The organism is Shewanella yunxiaonensis (assembly GCF_018223345.1).
GTDB classification, from domain to species: Bacteria; Pseudomonadota; Gammaproteobacteria; order Enterobacterales; family Shewanellaceae; genus Shewanella; species Shewanella yunxiaonensis.
In genome coordinates this window covers 1,353,506-1,376,268 of the sequence record NZ_CP073587.1, presented here as the reverse complement: position 1 = coordinate 1,376,268, position 22,763 = coordinate 1,353,506, and the positions used below count along the sequence as shown (strand labels likewise).

Below are 22,763 nucleotides of genomic sequence, written 5' to 3'. Positions count from 1 at the left end.
AATGTCAATGATTGATACCTCAGTCAAACGCCCAGTTACCGTCTGGATGTTTATGTTGGCCATTATGTTATTTGGGATGGTCGGATTTTCACGGTTAGCGGTAAAGCTACTGCCGGATCTCAGCTACCCGACACTCACTATCCGCACCCAATATAATGGTGCGGCTCCAGTTGAAGTCGAACAATTGGTCAGCAAACCCATTGAGGAAGCGGTGGGTATTGTAAAAGGTCTACGAAAAATCAGTTCGGTCTCGCGTTCGGGAACATCTGACGTCGAATTGGAGTTCGAGTGGGGAACAAACATGGATCTCGCCGGACTAGAGGTTCGCGAGAAGCTTGATACGATTGAACTGCCACTGGATGTTGATAAACCGGTACTGTTGCGGTTTAACCCCAATCTTGACCCCATCATGCGTTTGGCTCTACCCGCAAAAGATGGCAGTGAAGCTGAACTGAAACAACTGCGCACCTATGCTGAAGAAGAGCTTAAGCGCGAATTGGAAACGCTTCCTGGCGTCGCCTCAGTGAGACTCTCCGGCGGTCTGGAACAAGAAATTCATATTCTGTTAAATCAGCAAAAATTATCTCAGCTAAATCTGAACAGTGAACTGATCAAACAACGGATCGCGCAAGAGAACATCAACCTGTCGGCTGGCAAAGTAGTTCAGGGCGATAAAGAATATTTGGTAAGAACTGTAAACCAATTCCGTAACCTACAAGAATTATCCAACATTATCATCTATAAAAATGGTTCAACTTTGGTACGTCTTGGCGATATTGCCCAAGTCACCGATGGTTTTAAGGAGCGCTCAGATATCACCCGTATTGGTGGTCAGGAATCGATTGAACTGGCGATTTATAAAGAAGGTGATGCCAATACAGTGGCCGTTGCCCAAAAAGTACAGCAACAACTGCAACGCATGAAAGCCCAAGCGGCTAAAACAGGCGCTCCGACACCGGAGGTGATTTATGATCAGTCGGAATTTATTGAAAGTGCGATCAACGAAGTCACCGCTTCGGCATTGATGGGTAGTCTATTGGCCATGCTGGTGATCTATCTGTTCCTGCGTGACATTATTCCCACCCTCATCATCTCCATTTCGATTCCGTTTTCAGTAATTGCCACCTTTAACATGATGTATTTTGCAGGACTAAGCCTGAACATTATGTCACTTGGCGGCATCGCACTGGCGGTCGGCCTGTTGGTAGATAATGCGATTGTCGTACTGGAAAATATCGACCGCTGTAAGGCAACCGGGATGAACCGACTGGATGCCGCCGTCACCGGAACGCGCGAAGTTGCTGGGGCAATTACCGCGTCAACACTGACCACACTTGCCGTTTTTGTGCCGTTAATATTTGTCGATGGTATTGCGGGTGCACTTTTTAAAGATCAAGCACTTACAGTAACTTTTGCCTTATTAGCATCGCTATTGGTGGCACTGACATCTATTCCAATGCTGGCCTCCAGAGAGGGTTTTAAAGCCTTACCTCCCTTAGTTAAAAGAGCATCCAAGCCGCTACCTGACAGCCGCTGGGGCAAGTTCCGCTATTATGGTACCACAGTGTTTGCGCTCCCCTTTACCTTACTATTTAACTGGCTGCCACGAACTCTCATGACTTTCATCCTAATGATTGTCAGGTTCATGAGTTGGCTCGTAGGCTTAATTATGCGGCCATTATCGGCGGTATTTAACGCTGGGTATCAACTGCTCATACGGTTCTATCGGCCGTTACTCAATAGTGCGCTACAGCACAAAGCGGTAACAATCGCCATCGCGTTAGTGTTTACTGCTTCTGCTGGATTACTGGTTAATCGCCTGGGAATGCAGCTGATCCCGCCGATGAATCAAGGCGAATTCTATGTGGAAATTCTGTTGCCTCCCGGCACTGAAGTTAGCCATACCGATAAAGTGCTGCAACAGCTGGCTTCATCAATCAGCAACGATAATGCCGTAAAACACGCATACAGCCAGGCGGGCAGTGGCGGGCTGATGACATCTGATACCAGTCGTGGCGGAGAAAACTGGGGCCGACTACAAGTGGTTTTGGTAGATCACCACGCTTTTGAAGAAGTAGCCGCTAAGCTGCGAGCCCGAGCCCGAACAATTCCAGAGCTAGAAGCCAACATTGAGTTTCCGGAGCTGTTTACCTTTAAAACACCGTTGGAAATCGAGCTGAGTGGTTACGAGCTTGGCCCATTAAAAAGCAGCGCTGATGCGTTGGTAACAGCCTTGGAAACGGATCCACGATTTACCGACATCAACAGTACCTTGCGAGATGGACAGCCAGAAATCACGATTCGCTTCGACCACGCGCGGATCGCAGCGTTGGGCCTGGACGCACCGACAATTGCCTCCAGGATTGCACAACGTGTTGGTGGTACTGTTGCCAGTAAATACACCTTGCGTGAACGCAAAATTGATATTCTGGTACGCAGCGAAGCCGATGAGAGAAGGCAGATAAGTGATATTGGTGCCATGCTCATCAATCCTGACAGTCCACATCCACTGCCATTAAGTGCTGTCGCCGATGTGCAGTTGACCATCGGTCCTTCAGCCATAAATCGCGTCAGTCAACAGCGGGTAGCGATTGTCTCTGCCAATTTAGCGTATGGCGATCTAAATCAAGCCGTTAGCAGCGCCCGTCAGTTACTGGCTCAGGTGCCAATATCAGCGTCAGTACAAACCCGTTTCGGTGGACAGAATGAGGAAATGGAAAGCTCTTTCAACTCGCTGAAAATTGCACTGATCCTGGCGGTATTTCTGGTCTATATCGTGATGGCCAGTCAATTTGAATCGCTGCTGCATCCCTTGTTAATCCTAATGGCGGTACCAATGGCCCTTAGCGGCAGCGTCTATGGTCTATGGCTCACCGGCAGTAAATTGTCTGTCGTTGTGTTTATTGGACTTATCATGCTGGCGGGAATTGTCGTAAACAACGCCATTGTGTTGGTCGACAGAATTAACCAACAGCGGGCAGCGGGCGTCGATAAGCTGGAAGCTATCCGCGAGGCTGCTGCATCACGGTTACGGCCTATTCTGATGACAACCCTCACGACCACACTTGGCTTGCTACCCATGGCTATCGGTCTGGGTGATGGTGCAGAAGTGCGAGCACCTATGGCTATCACGGTGATTTTCGGCTTGAGTTTATCAACCTTGCTGACACTGGTCGTTATCCCGGTACTTTATGCCTTGTTTGATCGGAAAACGTTCACGGCCAAAGCTGCTACGCCTTCCGATGACGACAAAGTGACAGGAGTCAACGCATGAACCTGACAGCACTCGCGTTAAAAAGACCGGTCACGACCAGCATGTTCTTTATCGCCATCTTGTTATTCGGAATGGCGGCCGCACGCTTGTTACCGCTGGAAATGTTCCCCGGTATCGATATTCCGGAAATTGACGTACAGGTGCCCTACAAAGGTTCTTCTCCGGCAGAAGTTGAGCGGGATATTACCAATGTGCTGGAAGAATCCCTGGCAACGATGGGCGGTGTGGATGAGCTGAGGTCGAAATCGAGCCAGGATGGCAGTGAAATCGAAATTAAGATGAAATGGGGTGAAAACGTTGCCACCCGCAGTCTGGAAGCCCGCGAGAAAATCGATGCGGTGCGACATTTACTGCCTGATGATGTCGAGCGAGTGCTTATTCAGCAATTCTCTACCGCTGACATGCCAGTGCTCACCGTGCGCATATCCAGTGACCGCGAGCTATCTGCTGCATTTGATCTGCTGGATAAGCAGTTGCGCAGACCATTAGAACGGGTTGACGGAGTCTCCAAAGTCACGCTTTATGGAGTCGATCAGAAGCAGATTGAAGTCCGGATTGATGCCCAACGTCTTGCCGCCAGTGGTATTGCATTACCACAACTGCGCCAACGGTTGCTCCGAGAGAACTTTATCGTTAGCGGCGGTGATTTGCGTGACGATGGGATGCTGTATCAAGTCTCACCCAAGGGAGAGTTTCGTAACCTTGATGAAATAAGCGCATTAACCATCGCACCAGGGATTCATCTTGGTGATGTCGCAGACATCCGCTTTGCGCTGCCTGAGCGGACAGAAGGCCGCCATCTTGACCAGAAATATGCTGTCGGTTTGGACATATTCAAGGAGTCAGGTGCCAATCTGGTGGATGTTTCCAATAAAGTGATGAAAGTTATTGATACAGTCAAAAAAGACCAGCAATTTCGCGGTATTAAGCTGTTCATCATGGATAACCAAGGGTTGGAAGTAGAATCCTCACTGCATGAACTGTTGATGTCAGGCTTGATCGGTGCACTGCTGTCGTTCGTGGTGTTATATCTGTTTCTACGTAACCTGCCGATGACGCTCATTGTGGTGTCGTCGGTGCCAATCTCTATCGGTCTGACACTCGCCGGCATGTACTTTCTCGGTTACAGCCTCAACATACTTTCCATGATGGGACTGTTACTGGCGATTGGGATGTTGATTGATAACGCTGTAGTCGTGTCAGAAAGCGTGCTTCAGGAACAACAACATCATCATGGTGGGATAGAAGGCATCATTGCCGGGGTCGACAAAGTATCACTGGCGGTACTGGCCGGGACACTTACCACCGCCATCGTATTTTTACCCAACATTTTTGGGGTCAAGGTGCAGCTGACCGTCATGTTGGAACATGTCGCTGTCGCTATCTGTATCTCCTTGGCCGCTTCGCTGTTGGTGGCAAAAACCTTAATTCCGTTATTACTGGCCCATATCAAACTGAAAAAAGACGTGGTTGACGCGGCCCCACCCAAAATGCAGCGGCATTATCAACGCAGTCTCGACTGGGTATTATCACACCCTAAAATATCCACCCTGATCGCTGTTTTGATTTTGCTGTCGACCGCCTTACCACTGCAATTCGTGCAAAAAGACAACGAAGACAGCGACAGTACAGAACGGATGTACATTAACTATCAGGTAGATGGTCGCCATAGCCTGCGAGTAACGGAAGCAATGGTTAATCAGATGGAAGACTATCTCTACGCCAATAAAGAGAAGTTCTACATTGATGCCGTATACAGCTACTACGCTACGGACGAAGCAAGTTCAGTGATCCTACTCAAGCCCGATTTACCCGTAGACGTCAATGCGCTCAAAAAGCAGATCCGCGCTGGTTTTCCCAAATACGCCTTTGCAAAACCACAGTTTGGTTGGGGAGATGAAACCTCTGGTGTGCGCGTTACCCTTACCGGCCGCTCCACCAGCGAACTCATTCAACTTAGTCAGCAGGTAATACCGCTGTTATCTCATATCAAAGGGTTACAGGATGTTCGCTCCGAGCTCAATGGTTCCCAAAAAGAAGTCGTGATCCATATTGACCGTGAGTTAGCGGCACGCATGGGACTGAAACTCAACGATATTGCCAGCACAGTTGGCACCGCATTACGTGGCACGCAATTACGTTCATTCCGTCATGATCCCAGTGGAGAACTGCGAATTGAGCTGTTATATGAGCAACAGTGGCAGCAATCACTGGAAACGTTGAAACAGCTTCCTATTGCCAGGATCGGGGATAAGGTATTTTCTCTAGGCACTATCGCCAGCATTGCGATTGAACCCCGATTTGACGTGATCCGCCATTATAATCGGGAAACCGCCTTATCCATCGGAGCCAATCTGGAAGGCATCACCATGGAACAGGCGCAAAAAGAGATCACTCAGGTAATGCAACACGTGAATTTTCCTGATGGCTATCGATTCTCACTTACCGGCGGATTTGAAAAGCAGGATGAAGAGCAATCAGTGATGCTGATAAATATGCTGCTGGCGGTAGCCATGATTTATATCGTCATGGCCGCGCTGTTTGAATCGCTGTTACTGCCAAGCGCGATTATCACCAGCATATTGTTTTCCATCACTGGGGTTTTCTGGGCACTGCTGCTCACCCACACCCCCATGTCAGTGATGGCAATGATCGGCATTCTGGTGTTGATGGGCATTGTAGTCAACAATGGCATTGTGCTGGTTGATCAGATTAACCAGATGACACCTGATTTGGATCAATTGTCACGGGTAATTTCTGATGTCTGTATCACCCGGTTACGGCCAGTATTGATGACGGTGGGCACCACTATTTTAGGGTTGGTACCTTTAGCAGTTGGTCATACCCAAATCGGCGCAGGAGGTCCGGCGTATGCCCCAATGGCAATCGCTATCATTGGCGGACTCGGATTTTCTACCCTCACCAGTCTGTATCTGGTGCCTCTGTGTTACCAGGCGTTTTATCGGATGCGGCACCATAGTGCAATGTACTTCGGCCACGCGTTGCAACTGAGCCGAAGCTTATTGCCCTGGACCTGAGACTTCTTTTAAAGAGCCGCTTTAGCGGCTTCTTTGTTAGAGTTAAAATAGCGATTCCGTACTTTATTCCCTATCTGCAAACAATTCACGGGACGAGCAAACATGATGGCAGGCGTGCTGAAACAAACATCAACATGGTTAGGCAAACTGCTGCTGGTATCGTACATAATGACACCACTGACATATGCCGCCGAGCAGGATGCCTTTGCCAACGTTACCGTCAAAACGACTGAACTAGCACCAGGTCGCTATATGCTTGAAGGCGCAGGAGGCAATATCGGTGTCAGTGCTGGTAATGATGGTTTATTGATTATTGATGATCAATATGCCCCTATGGCAGATAAGATATCTGCCGCTTTGCACGAACTCCATGATGGATATCCGAAGTACATCATCAATACCCACTTTCACGGTGATCATGTCGGCGGTAACAATTTCTTTGGCCAATACGGCACCATCATCGCACAAACTCAGGTACTTACCCGTCTAAAAGAACAACGCATAGAGCGCAATGCATTGCCGGTCTTGGTTTTTGACAGTAGCCTGGAAATTCATTTTAACGGTCAGGTCATGAAACTCATCCACCTCGGTCCAGCGCACACGGATAGCGATACTATTGTCCTATGGCAGGATGGAAAAGTCGCACATACTGGCGATCTGTTTTTTAAAGATCGGTTTCCTTTCATCGACCTAGAACACGGTGGCTCAGTCATTGGATATCGCGATGCCGTGGCCCAAATACTGGACCTTGTTGATGACAACACCCAAATTATTCCCGGGCATGGTTCGTTAGCAACAAAAGCCGATCTGCTGCGCTTCAAACATATGCTTGATGACTGTATTAACTGGATGTTGGATGGCAAACGAAGTAGCAAAACCCTAGATGAAATGCTCGCAACGCCGTTACCGGAACGCTGGCAAAACTGGGGGTGGAATTTTATTCCTAAAGAACGTTGGGTCCGCACCTTATATAAAGGACTTCCAGCTCAATAGTACCATTCAAAATACTGCTGGTCAGGTTTGTTACCTAGATAAACCTTTCCTAAAATTTAAAGGAGAACGGGTCAAAAAAAGGTCTCATGTTATGGACCAGACAGACAAACACCTTCCCGCAACAGATAACGTTGAAAAACGTTATTTTTTATTGCTGGATCCAGAAGATTGTCTGCAACAATGTCGTCAAAAACTTCAAAATACCGCTTGGCGTTGCGTTCCGGTCAACAATGCCACCCAAGCGCTGCAAGCAATTCACAAATATAATATTCAGGTGGCAGTCGCCACCATCAATACGAGTAATCAGCACTTCCTGGCCAATGAAATCGATACCATCCACCAGCAATTTCCCTGTATTTACTGGCTGGGAATTTCTGACACACCTTTAAATAAGGATAATAGCTGGCTGTTATCCGCTAATTTCGTGGATTACTACCACCTTCCGGTGGACTGGTGTCGTGTGATAAATGCCATTGGTCATGCATGGGGAATGGCGCAGTTGTGCCCGACCATCCCCGCCTTATCCAGCAAAAATCCTATTATTCCAGATATTCAGGGTGACCATCCGATACTGCAGGCGCTGCGACGCAATTTGCAAAAATTTGGGGCTGCCGATGAAACTGTATTGCTCAGTGGTGAAACCGGCTCAGGGAAAGGACTCTGTGCAAAATGGCTGCATCAACTATCGAAACGATCTGATGGGCCGTTTATCAGCGTTAATTGTGGTGCATTACCGTCGGGAATTATTCACTCCACGTTATTCGGACATGAAAAAGGCGCATTTACCGGAGCAGATAAACGCTATATTGGTCAAATAGAACAAGCCAATGGCGGAACCTTATTTCTGGATGAAATTGCCGATTTACCGCTAGATTTACAAGTCCATTTGCTGCATTTCCTCGATGATCACACCATTATGCGCATCGGCAGTAATACCCCTTTAAAGGTGGATTGCCGTTTACTGTTTGCGTCTCACCAGGATCTGGAATCCGCCGTCGATGAAGGACGTTTTCGTGAAGATCTCTTTCACCGGTTAAATGTATTACGCTTACATGTACCAAGTCTCAGAGAATACCGCAGTGATATTATGCTGCTGGCACAGCAGTTGTTGGATGACTGTCTGGGGGCGGATAAAAATATGGTATTCAGTGATGACGCCGTAAAAGCCATCTGTAGCTACAGTTGGCCAGGCAATGTGCGTGAACTACGTAACCGCATTCATCGCGCAGTGGTGTTGACTGACAATAAGATAATTCAGGCGCAGGCGTTAGGATTGTCAGCTAATACCATTGTTGAATCCTGCGAAGCACTTAATTTGCAACGGGCAAAACTGGATGCCGATTTGTTACTGAAAGCGGTAACCGAAAATAATAACAATATCTCAGCCGCGGCCAGACAACTGAATATTTCACGGACGACTTTTTACCGCTTGATTAAAAAATGCAATATTCAATTATGATAACTCCCAGCCGTATAAGGGATACTCTGCCAAGGAGCAAGCCATGTATAAATACGGTTCAGTCATTAGCCTGTTGTTAACATGTGCGGCATTGGTTGCCTGCCAACCTAAGCCGTCAGATGATCAGCAGCAACTACAGATGTTGCGGCAGGATGTTAAAAATCTGCAGATCCAGCTCAAGCAAGTCGCCAAACAGGTGGATGAAATTCACCAGATAGCAACTGATTCCACCCGGCCTAAAACCAAAACACTACCGACATTAAAAGACCTGGATTTGGGGGGAACCCTGCCCTCTTTGGGGTCAAAGGATGCCAAGGTGGCAATTCTGGAGTTTTCAGATTTTCAGTGTCCCTACTGTAAACGGTTTATGGATACCAGTTTTAGCAAGCTCAAATCAGAGTTTATTGATAATGGCAAAGTACTGTACGTGGTGCGTAATTACCCACTGAGCTTTCACAGCAAAGCCGAAGGCGCGGCCATTGCGGCTGAATGCGCTAAAGCGCAACAGCAATATTGGCCGATGCGCGAACGGTTATTCGCCAACGTCAAGACATTAGGTGACGAACTTTATGCTAGCGCTGCCGAGCAGTTAAAACTCAATATGGATACATTTAAAAAATGCCTTGCTGATCCTGCGATAAAAACTCAGGTCGCTGCCGATCTGGCTTATGGCCAGCAGTTAGGGATTAATGGCACCCCCAGTTTCGTCATTGGTAAAGTCAAAGATAACCAGTTGATTGAACCCGAACTTTTGGTTGGTGCACAACCCATTGAAGCCTTTTTGCCGCTGATATCCAAAAAGCTCGCAGATTAACGCCTACAGCTTTTTACCGTTACACAGAACGACTTTATCAGCAGCGCTGTGTAACGGTAACGCATTATATTTCACCGTTCATTCTTACCATTGCCCTCCCCTAAACGCAGCAATCAATCTGTATCACCGGAGGTCACGTGTTGCACCCACATTACACAGATAGTCTATTGAATTTAAAGCATTAATCACAACAAAAAACAAATGTGTAACATTCAAGCAACACGATCCCCATTTAAACCTTCTGAAATATATAAAAAACACTTTAAAAACAATGCAATAACTTTGTGGAACAACGTTTGCTAATTGACGATGCATTCTTATTGTTGTTGCACAAACCGTGCTGAACTGGAAGAGGTTGCATGACTAAAACGGCCTTCCTTGATCTGGTCTCAACACAGTACGTACATCAATCCCAGTTGGATCGATTGCTATTTATAAGATCCAGGAGGAACACAAGATGAAAATTGTCAAATATTACCAGCTAATCAGGACATTAGGCATCGCCCTGTTCTGCGCTGCCGGTTTGTACAGTATCGGTGGACTGACGCCCGCAAATGCGTCATTTTTCCCGCAACTAACTGATCAGGCGTGTATGGCAGAACAGGCCGGGTTTGCATTGAACTGTACCGCGAATGACGTACGCGTCAGTAAGGTCGACCATATCACTAATCTGGATGGGTCTACTCCGGTAGAATGTACACTGGGCCAAGATGTGACATTTTTGGCCGATGTGACCATCACCACCACCGCAAACGAGCGTTACGACTACTCCGTGTACCTTCCTGAAGGTTCTTGGAGTGCTCAGGACAGTGACCCAACTAATACCTGTTCTATTCTGTTAGGCAAAACCAATGGACCTGGGGTCGATCTTGAAAATGGACTCGATGCCTGTGCCGATATCAGTAAAGCGGCCGGATACTCTGCGACCCACGTGTACACCGGTGAACAAATCACCATGTACTGCCGTGATGATGACAGCTCAGGCAAGGCAGAGTTTAACTACTGTATGGCCTGGCACAACAAAGAAGGTGCCGACTGTAGTGAAAATGACCCTGCGGCGCCGGGTACCCCGTCTAAATGTCGTTGTGATGCGTTTGATATCGATGTGTTTGTCAAACCTGAACCCCCAACAATCATGAAGTCAGCAGCAACTCCTGCTACTCATACCGAACCAGGTGGAGAATACAGCTTTAATGTCAACTTCAATAACCCCAACGATTACACCCCGATCTTCCTCACTGCATTAACTGATGAAATCGACGTGGATGGCGATGGTACTTATGATCTGACTATTAATCTGTGGGGGGCAACATCTACCGGTACCACCGATGGTGTGTATCTGACAGAAACTAACTGTACCCAGCCGGCCAACGGCGGTGAAATTGCCGCAAGTGGCTCTTACAGCTGTATGTTCAAGGTCAAGATTATTGATAGCCACCTGCCGTTTGTGCCCGATCCTCAGCTCTATAAAGACTATATCAAGGCACATCTGGTGGATATAAACGCGGATCCAGTACTGGACGGCGACAGTTGTGCCGCATTTAGTGGAGCCGTTGATGGCGATCATTGCTCTTTGGAGAAAACGGTATCAATCACCAATGTTCCCCCGGTGATCGATGTCCAGAAAACCACCAATATAGATCAGGTACCCGAATCTGGTGCCGATGTCATCTATACCGTCAAAGTCTTCAACCTTTCCGGCGATTTTGATGATCCGGTAACACTGACATCTCTGATGGATGATAAATTTGGTGATCTGAATGGTAAAGGTAGTTGTCTTACTGGTGTTTCCATTTATAAGGGCACTGGTAATGAATACATCTGTACATTTACTGAATTTATCTCTGGCACCGGTGCGGGTTCCCACACCAATACGGTAACCGCCAAAGCCGTGGATGACGAGAATGCAGAGGCGACCGATAACGATTCAGCCACTGTAACCATCAACGATATCCCATCAGCGATTACCCTGGAAAAAACAGCAAATCCGACTAGTGTGCTGGAGACTGGTGATGATCCGAGCGTGACACGTACTGTGAACTACACCTTCAGAGTTTCGGTAGATTCTCAGGTTAACGGTCAGAATACTGTCGATTATGTTACCTTCACTTCATTGACTGACGATAAATTTGGTACCCTGACTGGTGACTGTATGATCACTAACACCAGTGAATCCGGTGCCATTTCAGCAACTCCGCTGTTAGGTTATGTGCTGTATCCCGGACAATGGGCAGAGTGCGTCATCCCAGAACAGCTGAAGGGTAATGCCGGCGATTCCCATGTGAACGTTGCTACCGTTAACGGTATTGATAGTGATGGTCAGCCGGTAACCGATGACGACAACGCCACTGTGACCTTCACACCGACATCACCTGCCACCGATCTGAAGTTTGCTGCCAGCATGCTGGTAGTGCTGGAGATGCATAACGCCGGTATCGAAAACGTCACTCTTAACCTGTTGACTTTAGGCGGAGTTGACGTGTTCCCAGGTGCTGATGAAGCCGGATTCCGTATTATCAACGCTGGCGGCGATTTTGATGGTATGGCCTACCCACAGTGTGATTCTGGACATGAGCTAGGCTACAATGGCTCTGCTACAGACACTTATGCCTGTGCCTTTACTATTGAGTTCAAGCCAGGACTGGAAAATACCAATCCAATCAGCTTCCTGAACGATGTTGTAGTACAAGTAGTTGACGATGAGGGTGCTGATTCAACCTCTGATGTCACTATCCAGGTAGGTACTGCAGAATAAATTGTTATTCTCGGTAATACCTAACAAAAAGAGCCAGTATTCACTGGCTCTTTTTTATATCTAGCATCAGTTTAAGGCTTACCCTTACCTTTGCTGGTACTGGTCGTTGTATCCGACGTTGATGACAAGGTAACTGTCACTGTCGCAGTCGAACTGCTTTGGCCATCAGTGATGGTGTAACTGAAACTATCACTGCTTTTAAACGATTTGGAAGGGGTATAACGCAACACGCCATCAGCTGACATAGCGACGCTACCCTTTGCGCCTTGGGTAAAACTGACGATGGACAGTGCATCACCATCAGCATCCGTATCGTTTTGCAGCACGCTAACGTCTACCGCGACTTTACTGCTGATTGACACAGAATCATCCACCGCTACAGGAGCTGTGTTGGCAGCCTGCGCCACACTGTAGCTCGTCACCGCGCTGTTACTAATGCCGGTAGCGGTATTGCTGGCAGTGAATGTCAGGGAGTAATCACCGGCACTCGTATCTGTCGCTGAAGTAACCACCAAAGATAGGGTCTGGGTAGTACCACTTGCCAGCGTAATGCTGGCAGAACCTGCCTGCCATCCAGCAGGCACAGTGGCTGAGATTGCATAACTCATATTATCGCAGCTACTGTCGTTACCATTGCTGACCTTGACTGTGTAGGTTTGTTGAGTCCCCGCGGCTACTGAAGTACCACCACCAGTAACCACAATAGTTGGGGCCAACTCATTACATGTAGCTTGAGGGCTGCTGATGATATAACTAGCGCTGGCGCTGCTTTGTAACGTGCTGTCAGTCTCACTTGATGTCGTCATGCTGAAATCATAAGTACCATCATTAGCAGTGAGTGGCGATGCAACTTGCACCGCTACGGATTGCTGTTCACCTGGTTGCAGCGTCACACTGGCCGTTGTGGCACTCCAGCCAGCAGGCACTTGGGCTGCGACATCAAAGGTTGAGGCGTCACAACCATCACTATCAAGGTTGCTGATGATCCCTTGGTAAGTCACTGCCGTACCTGCTTCGACTTCACCGCTAGTCGCTGTCTGTAAGCTCCAGCCAGGAGTACTGGCGGTACAGGTGTTTGCAATAGTCGCAATGACATAACTGACCGTCTGGCTGTTACTGTATTCAGCGCCATCATTAGTCGCAGTGGCACTGATTGGCAAATCATAATAACCGTCTGCAGCAGTGGCAGCCGAGGTGACATTCAGCGTCACGGTATTACTTTGCCCAGGAGAGAGGGTCAACGTCTGTGCAGTCTGCTGCCAGCCGGTTGGTAACGCTGTGCTGACGGTAAAGCTGCTATCACTACATTCCAAACTGTCACTATTGGTCACGGTAACGCTATAAGCCACTGAGCTACCTGCTGTTACCCAATCACTGCTACCGGGGGTCACAGTAACCAACGGCTGAGACCGTACACAGGAACTGCCCTGATAGGTCACATAAACACTCGCATCTGAGCTACTTACGCTTTCCGTCGTAATAGTGACGCCTGCAGCGCTATCGTTATAACTTTTTCCGGCGGCTAATGCGGCATCGTCCAAATCAAACAAACTACTTTGAGGCGTCATGTCCAGCAGTTCGCTACTTTCAATATCGTTGGCACTTTCGTTAAGGTGTACCAGCACCCCCTGGGTGTCAGCCTTACCCGCCAAGAAAGCATCAAAACCAATGGGTTGACGATACTCCAGGTAATACCACAATGCGTCACCTGTCAGACTATCGGTGCCACGACGGACTTTTAACCCCTTCGGCTGACCGTCTCGGGCGGTTTCATAAGGTGTTATCTGGTAACTGCCATCGGTGTCCGCCTGTACAATATCAGCACTGGTCAACCAACCAAGGCGCTCTTTATTGAACAGGTTAAAATGGCCTTCAGACTTACCCATGATATCCAGCGTATCGCCGTAAGTAATCGCTATACAACTGTCACTCAGATAACCGCTACCACAGCTCAGTTCTTTCGCATGTTTTAAGCCGAGGTTATGACCGAGTTCATGACCAATAGTCAGCAGATTCATTTCGCCATTGATCCAGGCACGAGAAGGGCTACCACCGATGGTCCCCTGACCCCGCCAGCCACAGGTGCTGTTTTGAGGGAAGATATAAACCAGACGCTGGTACTGTGACAGATCGATACCATTATCTGTCGCCGCTTGCTGAGCATATGCATCCAACGACATGTAGTCACAGTTGGTATCTACCGGTAGCGTGTAATAGCCCTTAACATCACCGCTAAGCGATGTCTGACCATATGACGCTTCCTGGTAATACTGATTAATAGTGCCAAAGACCATCTGTTGAACTTCAGCAATAGTCCATGGTTGAACTGTCGGATTGTCCTGAAAATTAAGTAACAATACTAGCAACTTCTGATCGCCAGTGGTGCCACTGAGCACACCAGAGCTGGTCACAGGATCTGCCGTAGTAGTGTTATCAGTCGCCGCCAGCACCTGCAATGAATCGCTATCGTCAGCAACCGCTACGGCACTGACTTGCTGTTCAGTGTTCTTGAATTGCCAACCTTTGACTTTGACATTCATGCCTGATTTCAGCGCTTGTTGCTGTGATGCTGAAACTGCTAACTCAATGTTGTCGTTTTTATCATTAGAAATGAAATAGCGTATGCGATGAGTGCCATCTTCACTGTCTTCATTAACCAACAGCAACTTACCCTCCAGTTCGCCATACTGTGCCAAATAAGGCTGTATTTCTGTGGGTAATTGGCTCCTGACATCGGCGGGAAGAATTGCATTTACTGCCGCTTGGGGATCTTTTCTGAACAGCGCCAATAGCTTTTGCTGTCTTGTTTCTGCATTACTGACCAACTTGGCAATGTCCGCATTTCCATTGCTTTTTGTCACTGCAACACCTTGCTTTCCCAAAGCGATTGAACGCGCTTCTACATCAGCTTTTAAGGTTGAAGTATTGCTAGTTTTGGAGGCTAAACGTTCGTCAACAGACGTACTCGCAAACAGCGCCGGACTGAGCACAGCGCTACATAACAGTATGAAGGCGGAAAATTTCATGATCGGTCTCATTTAAATTTTGAGCAAAACACATCCCTGCTGCAGACCGTATAAAAACGATGCGGCAAATTTGTATTTCTTGTATTTAACTATTTGAAACTTATATGCACGAAGGATTTCCCTTCCGCCATTTCGTGATATATGTCTCATTTTTTATTTCTAACAGGTTTTTACCTGTTTAGAGCAGGCATTCTAGGAAAGTAACAAAGCAATGTATATAGGCTGAAACCCAGTAAATTCGAGGGTTTCAGTAGTTTTCCTTGGAAAACAAGCAATAAGCATGATTAAAAAATATACTGGTCATACCAGATTATTTTTTGACCATTTTTCATTGGTTTACAATTTTAATATCTTATTAAAATGCATTTAAAAAAAGAAACAGTCAGTTAGCGCTATTTGCAACATAAAAATAACAATGAATGTTTTTTGACGCTGTTAAATTTGAGTGATGGGATCGGCTAATTCAGGCATGGCGAAAATGCCACAGCAACCAATAAACCGGACGGATATCACGACCACCGATATCCCGAAAAGGACGCAGCAAATAATACAACCATTGCCAGCTTGCAAGAAAACGCTTGGTCTCTTGCCAGATCTGTTCGCCACCCGCATTGCGATAACATTCAATTACCCTCGCAATTTTGTCATTTACTGGCCCCAGATAGCGGTACAAACTATGGATATAAACCACCAGATCGCGCATGTACTGAAATAGCAGGCTTTTTTCTGGATGATGAGCCTCAAAATCAATAAACGTTACCTGCCCTTGTCGCCAACTGATGTCCCTTAATGCGGGTCGGCCATGGGCAAACCCCATGTTATGTAGTCCGGCTAGCGCTCTGGCACTGTCTTCTAGGATCTGCTGCAACATCTCATCGTCGATAAGAGGCGAATTCAACCAATCCTTTAATGTAATTCCCGCATCTTCCACCACGAAATAACCTGCACCAGAGTCAACAATCCGAGGCACCGGAGCTGAATTATTTTTCAGCAACAATAAGGTGCTTTTTTCATGTTCTAATGCTTGTTGGGGATTGGGCTTTAACACCCTTTGAGTACCATGCAGAATTTCCGCTTGTTTCAACCAGAAATAATTTCCCTGGTAGTCGAAACGGCATACACGTTGACCCGGATGAGTATTGAGCACCTGCTGCACCCGCTCTCTAAGACTTTGCTCCATAACAGGACTCCATTCCAAAATCAGAGCAATTATCTCTCCACTACCGTGGTCATATCAAAAACTTACAGCATATAATACCAATTAAATGTTAATAATTAGAATATTATACAAATCAAAAACACTTCATTTGGTTCTTGTTAACACTTGCCATTACCAAAATTAAACAACAGAAACAAAAACACCACCTAGGTTGGTGGTGTTTCATTTCTCGCGAAAGGATTATTCCTGACGTTCCTGCCAGTTTGTTGCTTTGTCTGCCAGCAATACTGGAATTCCATCATCAATCGCATAAGCCAGTCGATCTACCTTACAGATCAGCTGCTGGTGTTCTTTATCGTATTCCAGCTTACCTTTACATACCGGGCACGCCACAATTTCCAGAAGTTTTTTATCAAATGCCATCTCTGACTGTCCTTTCTCATTACTCATGTCTGTTGGTCATTACTGTCCGCACTCGGGCCAGCAACTGCGATTCAAATTCTGCCGAAAACACGGCGTCTACTGCCAGGTACCACCAGTTATTATCACCGGCAAACGCCCGGCATTTTACAGCATCCTTCTCTGTCATCAGTAACGGCTGCTGCGAAGAGAACATCGCAAAATCTTGTACATTATAGGGATGATGATCCGCAAATACCTTGGTCTGTGCCAAGTTAAAGCCCTCAGCCTGTAATGTTTCAAAAAAACGCTGGGGATTGCCAATTCCCGCAATGGCGGTTACAGGTTCTGCGGTGGTCGGTACACTGTTCGGGTTAAGTGATGATACGGCGCGTAATCCGGCAGATTTTAGCGTCATAGCATAATGGCCCTGAGCATCCTGCTTGGCACCATTGCTCAGAATAAAATCCACAGTGCTTAACCGCCAGGCCCCTTCCCGCAATGGACCAGCTGGCAGCAACATACCATTGCCTAACCCTCGCTTAGCATCGAGCACCAGTAACTCTAGCGCCCGTCCCAAGCGATAATGCTGCAACCCGTCATCACTGATAATAACATCCACAACGGCTGACTGTAGCAACAACAAGCCTGTGGCAATACGATCACTGCCGACAGCCATCGGCACGCCAGTACGATTTACTATCATACAGGGTTCATCACCAACATCTGCCGGCGTTGAATCAGCAGTGACCATACGTGCAGTTGTCTGCTCACTACCATAACCGCGGCTGATAACGCCCGGGCGATACCCCTGACGCCGCAGCAACTCGATCAGATATATCACCACTGGCGTTTTACCACTGCCACCAACAGTAATATTACCGACCAGGATCACTGGCACCGGCAAAAGCTGTTGCTGTTTTATACCCAAACGGAACGCTAACCGACGCAAACCACTTATCAAAGCAAATAGCCATGATAACGGCCATAACAGCCAACGCGACCAATGGCGACCATACCAGATGCGGTTAATCAGTGTTTCCACCTGTGGTTAACTCCCAAATTGCATCTGATACAGTTTGGCGTACATTCCATCCTGAGCTAGCAGAGTCTTATGATTACCGCGCTCAACGATTTGGCCCTGATCAACTACCAGAATTTCATCAGCGTTTTCGATGGTTGATAGGCGGTGAGCAATCACAATTGACGTACGATCGCGTCGAAGGTTATCCAGTCCTTTCTGAATAGCCTTTTCAGATTCGGTATCCAATGCGGAAGTAGCTTCATCAAGGATCAGTACCGGAGCGTCCCGTAAAATGGCACGAGCAATCGCAATACGTTGCCGCTGCCCCCCTGACAAAGTGACGCCATTCTCACCAATTTCGGTATCAAGGCCCTTAGGTAATTTTTCGATAAACTCCGTGGCATAGGCCAGTCTGGCGGCATCTTCTACTTGTTCACGGCTGGCAGTTCCCGGATAAGCATATGCAATATTGTTGGCAATTGTGTCGTTGAACAATGTCACCTGCTGAGAGACCAATGCCACCTGACTACGCAAACACTTCAATGAATAATCATAGATACTGACATCATCCAGCAGTATATCGCCTTGTTCCAGGTTGCTGTAGAAGCGAGTTAACAAGCTGGCAATTGTGGACTTACCAGAGCCAGAACGGCCAACTAACGCTAAGGTATGACCCTGTTTGACGTCAAAACTCACATTTTTCAACGCCCGATTTTCCTGTCCAGGATAACGGAAATCTACATGGCGAAAACTGACATTTCCCAGCACCCGCTCGACTTCATGATGGCCATTGTCCTGTTCAGGAGGCGTATCCAATAACTCAAATACCGTGGTACAAGCGGTGATGCCGCGCTGAAACTCAGCATTAATGCGAGTCAGGTTCTTGATCGGCTGTAACATAGAAAGCATGCAGGCCAGCACGGTAGTAAAAATCCCAGCGGTCAGTTCTCCACGCAAACTATCGAGGCTGGCCGCAAAAATCACCGCCCCTAAGGCGAAGGAACCAATAATCATCACCAGAGGTTGACTAATGGCCTGGGTGGTTGCCAGTTTCATATTCTGATAGCGGTTGAAATCATTCGCTTTTTCAAAACGCTCGGCTTCTGTCTTCTGTCCACCAAACACCAGCACATTCTTGTGGCCTTTGATCATCTGCTCCGTCACCGTGGTGACGGAACCCATCGCATTCTGGATCTGTCTGGAAACCTTGCGAAAGCGTCTACTGACGATCGTGATCACCAGCGCGATAGCAGGAGCAATCACCAGAATAAAAATGGATAATTTCCACGACAAAAAAAACATCATTCCAATCATGCCGATAACGGTGATGCCATCACGCACAATGGTGATCAACGCATTACCCGAGGCGCGGGCAATTTGTTCGGTGTCGTAGGTTACCTTGGAAATAAGACTACCGGAGTTTTGTTGATCCATATAACTGACCGGCAGTTTGAGAATGTGTTCAAACACCTGTTGGCGCATCTCCTGGATAACCTTGGTACTCATATAGGAAATACCGTAGGTTGAGATAAAGTTAAACAGGCCACGCAGGATAAATAAACCCACGACGATAAATGGCGCCATCGCCAACACATCATTTCCAGACTGAAAACCTTGGGTGGACACAATATCGGTACCCACGGTAACCGCTGATTTGGGTGCAAATCCCTCATCAACAAACGGTTTTATAAAACCCATAAAGGTGACATCAACCGCACCGTAGCCAAGCAGTCCCAGTACGGAAATGATGAACACTTTTTTCAGATGCTGGACATAAGAAACTAACCTTTTGAATACTATCCAGGTTTCATTTTTCGGAGTATTGGCCATGGGTGACGGTAACTGCAATGATATTGGCAAAGTCGGCATTCTACTCTGGATTGCCTGTGTTACCAAATCCAAACAAACGGTTGTACCAATAGGGGAAAATACGTTTACGGTAGGGATAAACTTCAATCCCCTGATCGTTGATGACAAAGCTTAGCTGTCCCTGCTCTCCCGTAACTAACTGATATGAGTTTAGCTTGCGGTATCTCGCCTGAACTTCCGGTTTAGGAAACTGCCAACGATTGCCCAAACCGGCTGGATAAACCACCCAGATTGGCCGCACCGCAGCAACAAAATCGGCAGTGGATGAGGTTCGGCTGCCATGATGTGGCGCTAGCAGGATATCGGCTGTCAATGAGATTGCCCGACGTAACAGTGCAACCTCACCTGGCAATTCAATATCTCCGGGCAACAGCACGACATGTTGGCCGTCAGAGACACGTAAAACGCAGGAGCCATCGTTACCGGCCGCCGCAGTCGCTGGACCGAGTATCGTGAGCGTTAAAGCATGCCAATGCCATTGTTTGGGTCGGCAATCAGTATATGCAGGTAAACCTTTAACATCAGTGATCAGTTGCGTCGCTGGAAATGTCTGCATTATTGCCTGAGCACCGCCAGCATGGTCGTTATCACCGTGGCTGACCAACAAATAGTCGAGCTGCCAAATTCCCTGCGCAGCCAAAAAAGGTAAAACGACCTGTTCGGCGTAACTATATCCGGAAGGAAATGAAGCTCCCGTATCAAATAGCAGCGCATGGGGCCCCTGCTGCACGACAACCGCTAACCCCTGGCCAACATCCAACACATGTACTTGCCACCCTTTTGAATGAAGCACGCTACTCCATTGCCCCAATTGCAACACGGCAGGCAAAGATAGTAGCAGGGGCAGCCACAAATAAGTGCTGAAAGGACGCCAGTACCACACCAATACCGCGGCCAGTAAGAACAATAGACTCAAAGTCAATGACCACGGCAATAACACCCAACTGCCTGGCAGATGATCACTTAATTGCCATAACACATTGGCTGGCAACAAGGCCCAATCTGCCAAATGCCAGGGTATCAGCGCAAAATTATCAGGAAAATTCAGCACACTGAAACAGCCCCAGAACAGCAGCGCCATTAACGCCAGCGGGATCGCCACCAAGCTGAACCAGGGGACTAACAATAAATTGATCCAAAAACTGTGCAGACTGATACCGCCGAATAGCAGCGCCTGCACCAACGTTAAACCTAAGCATAAACGCCATTGGATCCGCCAAAATTGCCTGAACCAGTGGAAAAATCTACGTTGCCAAGACTCATCACTTGATAGGCGTGGACGTTGCCACTCCCACAGAATTAACGCCAGCGCTATAAATGACAGCCAAAAGCCGCCACTTAACGGGGCCAGAGGATCCAACAGTAAGACAACTGCCATTGCCCACAACCAGCGCTCCCAAACAGATACGGCACGCATTGACAGATTGACCAATATCAAAGCAAGTAACATTAATAGCGCTCGTTGTACCGGTATTCCAAAACCCGCTAACCACGCATACACAGCAGCCGCAGCTAATGCCAGTAATTGCGCCACCAGCAAATTACGCCGCCCGGTGGTTGGCCAAAGGCGCGTGAACGCGAAACGAGACAAGCCATACAACCACAGGGCAACTACTGACAGGTGCAAACCAGAAATCGCCACTAAATGACCGGTACCGCTCTGGCGTAGCTGCCGCCAACGTTGTTCATCAATATACACACGTTCCCCCATCACCAATGCCAGCAGAATATCGCCATTGTTAAATCGGTTCAGGATAGGAGCTAAATGCGTTAATAATGACGCCCGCCAATCATCGGCAGTCTGCTCTCTCACCGCAGAAATCACGCTACCCTTAACAGTAATATGCTGCGCTAACAGATAACGTTGTTGATTAAACCCACCTTGATTTAATACTGAGGGAAACGCGCGTGGACGCACCTGAAACTGCCAATGTTCACCTATTTGCGGTAATAAGGTTGCCGGAGGGGAAAGTTGTTTTACGTCCCAGCCCAGACGCCAGTGTCTGGCGGCGATCCCATTATTGGATTTTCTTGATTCAGCAACTTCTATATTAATCCAGTCGCCATTGCGGTTAACCAGTGATATGATTTTCCCCCGCACAGTCAGGGGTGTCGTCTGTCCCCGAAGCGATGAATATTCGTCCACTTCCTGCAACGACAATATCGAATGGCAATACACTGTCATCCACAAAATCCCTGCAAGGGCTCCGCACATTAGCGCTTTTACGTTATTTGCGTAATTCCATTGCCAGAGTGCGCACAGAAGTAAAGCCCCTGCAATAATTAACTGTGATAATGGAGTGGATGGCATCGTTGGCCAGAAAATGGTCGACGTGATTGCCAGGCAAAAGCCGCTCAGTATGTAATTCATCAGCTAAGTTAAGACAGCAATCGAATCTTATGCCAAAGAAACTGATAAAAAAGTTCCTACCTAAACCCGAAGTTCTACGGGAACACAAATACCTGCGTATGTTTGGTGGTTTGCTGAATAACCCGAATCTTTGGGCACTTACCCGTCGTTCAGCCCCAGGTGCATTTGCTATTGGCTTATTCGTAGCCTGGATCCCCATGCCTTTTCAAATGGTACTGGCCGCTGCACTCGCCATTGCCTTTAACGTGAATCTGCCAGTCTCAGTCGCATTAGTTTGGATTACCAATCCAGTGACTATGCCACCGATGTTTTATTTGGCGTATCTGGCCGGCGCCAAAATACTGCACCATCCGCCAGAACAGTTTGCCTTCGAATTATCATGGAAATGGATTGAAGAGTCCTTTTCAACCATTGCGCCGCCCTTTTTCCTGGGATGCTTTGTCTTCGGCGTTATCAGTGCCGTGGTGGGATATGCGGTCGTGCGCAGCGCCTGGCAATATTCAATCTATATGCAGTGGCAGAAACGCCGCGGAAAATAAGTATGTGTCGCCATAGTCAACAGGCCGCGTAAGCGGCCTGTTG

The 22,763-nt window shown here is 47.6% G+C and carries 13 protein-coding genes; 7 read left to right on the top strand and 6 right to left on the bottom strand.

Translation table 11 applies throughout. From position 1 onward, the window contains the following. Position 1: 1 nt before the first annotated feature. The 6 genes from KDN34_RS06430 to KDN34_RS06405 all read left to right on the top strand — a co-directional run bounded on the left by KDN34_RS06430 (position 2) and on the right by KDN34_RS06405 (position 12,333). Positions 2 to 3,274, top strand: coding sequence for an efflux RND transporter permease subunit (locus KDN34_RS06430; protein WP_212596068.1), 3,273 nt, complete (start codon positions 2 to 4; stop codon positions 3,272 to 3,274). Further along, entirely contained in the window at positions 3,271 to 6,312 is a 3,042-nt protein-coding gene (locus KDN34_RS06425) for an efflux RND transporter permease subunit (RefSeq protein ID WP_212596067.1), read from the top strand. Before KDN34_RS06430 ends, KDN34_RS06425 begins: the two co-directional genes overlap by 4 nt. A 102-nt stretch (positions 6,313 to 6,414) precedes the next feature. After that, entirely contained in the window at positions 6,415 to 7,305 is an 891-nt protein-coding gene (locus tag KDN34_RS06420; protein ID WP_228730440.1) for an MBL fold metallo-hydrolase, read from the top strand. A gap of 91 nt (positions 7,306 to 7,396) precedes the next feature. Then, the gene (locus tag KDN34_RS06415) at positions 7,397 to 8,764 is read left to right on the top strand and encodes a sigma-54 interaction domain-containing protein (RefSeq protein WP_212596066.1); all 1,368 of its coding nucleotides are present in this window, start codon (positions 7,397 to 7,399) and stop codon (positions 8,762 to 8,764) included. Positions 8,765 to 8,807: 43 nt separating this feature from the next. Beyond that, positions 8,808 to 9,578: a DsbA family protein gene (locus KDN34_RS06410; RefSeq protein WP_212596065.1), complete on the top strand. Its 771-nt coding sequence runs from the start codon at positions 8,808 to 8,810 to the stop codon at positions 9,576 to 9,578. Positions 9,579 to 10,035: 457 nt separating this feature from the next. Continuing rightward, entirely contained in the window at positions 10,036 to 12,333 is a 2,298-nt protein-coding gene (locus KDN34_RS06405; protein WP_212596064.1) for a hypothetical protein, read from the top strand. A 71-nt stretch (positions 12,334 to 12,404) separates the two neighbouring features. Here the strand turns inward: KDN34_RS06405 and KDN34_RS06400 are convergent, their stop codons facing one another. The 6 genes from KDN34_RS06400 to KDN34_RS06375 form a co-directional block, all read right to left on the bottom strand. Continuing rightward, complete coding sequence (locus tag KDN34_RS06400) at positions 12,405 to 15,359, bottom strand: Ig-like domain-containing protein (RefSeq protein ID WP_212596063.1); 2,955 nt, start codon at positions 15,357 to 15,359, stop codon at positions 12,405 to 12,407. A 463-nt stretch (positions 15,360 to 15,822) separates the two neighbouring features. Beyond that, positions 15,823 to 16,539 (bottom strand): BUD32 family EKC/KEOPS complex subunit, encoded by a 717-nt coding sequence (locus tag KDN34_RS06395; protein WP_212596062.1) that lies wholly within the window; start codon positions 16,537 to 16,539, stop codon positions 15,823 to 15,825. A 219-nt stretch (positions 16,540 to 16,758) separates the two neighbouring features. Further along, positions 16,759 to 16,941 (bottom strand): Trm112 family protein, encoded by a 183-nt coding sequence (locus KDN34_RS06390; protein WP_212596547.1) that lies wholly within the window; start codon positions 16,939 to 16,941, stop codon positions 16,759 to 16,761. 19 nt (positions 16,942 to 16,960) lie between these two features. After that, the gene (lpxK, locus tag KDN34_RS06385) at positions 16,961 to 17,962 is read right to left on the bottom strand and encodes a tetraacyldisaccharide 4'-kinase (RefSeq protein ID WP_212596061.1); all 1,002 of its coding nucleotides are present in this window, start codon (positions 17,960 to 17,962) and stop codon (positions 16,961 to 16,963) included. Between the two features lie 6 nt (positions 17,963 to 17,968). After that, positions 17,969 to 19,771: a lipid A export permease/ATP-binding protein MsbA gene (msbA, locus tag KDN34_RS06380; RefSeq protein ID WP_212596546.1), complete on the bottom strand. Its 1,803-nt coding sequence runs from the start codon at positions 19,769 to 19,771 to the stop codon at positions 17,969 to 17,971. 40 nt (positions 19,772 to 19,811) lie between these two features. Next, a complete protein-coding gene (locus KDN34_RS06375; RefSeq protein WP_228730473.1) occupies positions 19,812 to 22,121 on the bottom strand; it encodes a DNA internalization-related competence protein ComEC/Rec2 in 2,310 nt (769 codons plus the stop codon). Positions 22,122 to 22,210: 89 nt separating this feature from the next. Between KDN34_RS06375 and KDN34_RS06370 the strand changes: the two genes are divergently transcribed. Further along, complete coding sequence (locus tag KDN34_RS06370) at positions 22,211 to 22,720, top strand: DUF2062 domain-containing protein (protein ID WP_212596059.1); 510 nt, start codon at positions 22,211 to 22,213, stop codon at positions 22,718 to 22,720. Positions 22,721 to 22,763: the final 43 nt, after the last annotated feature.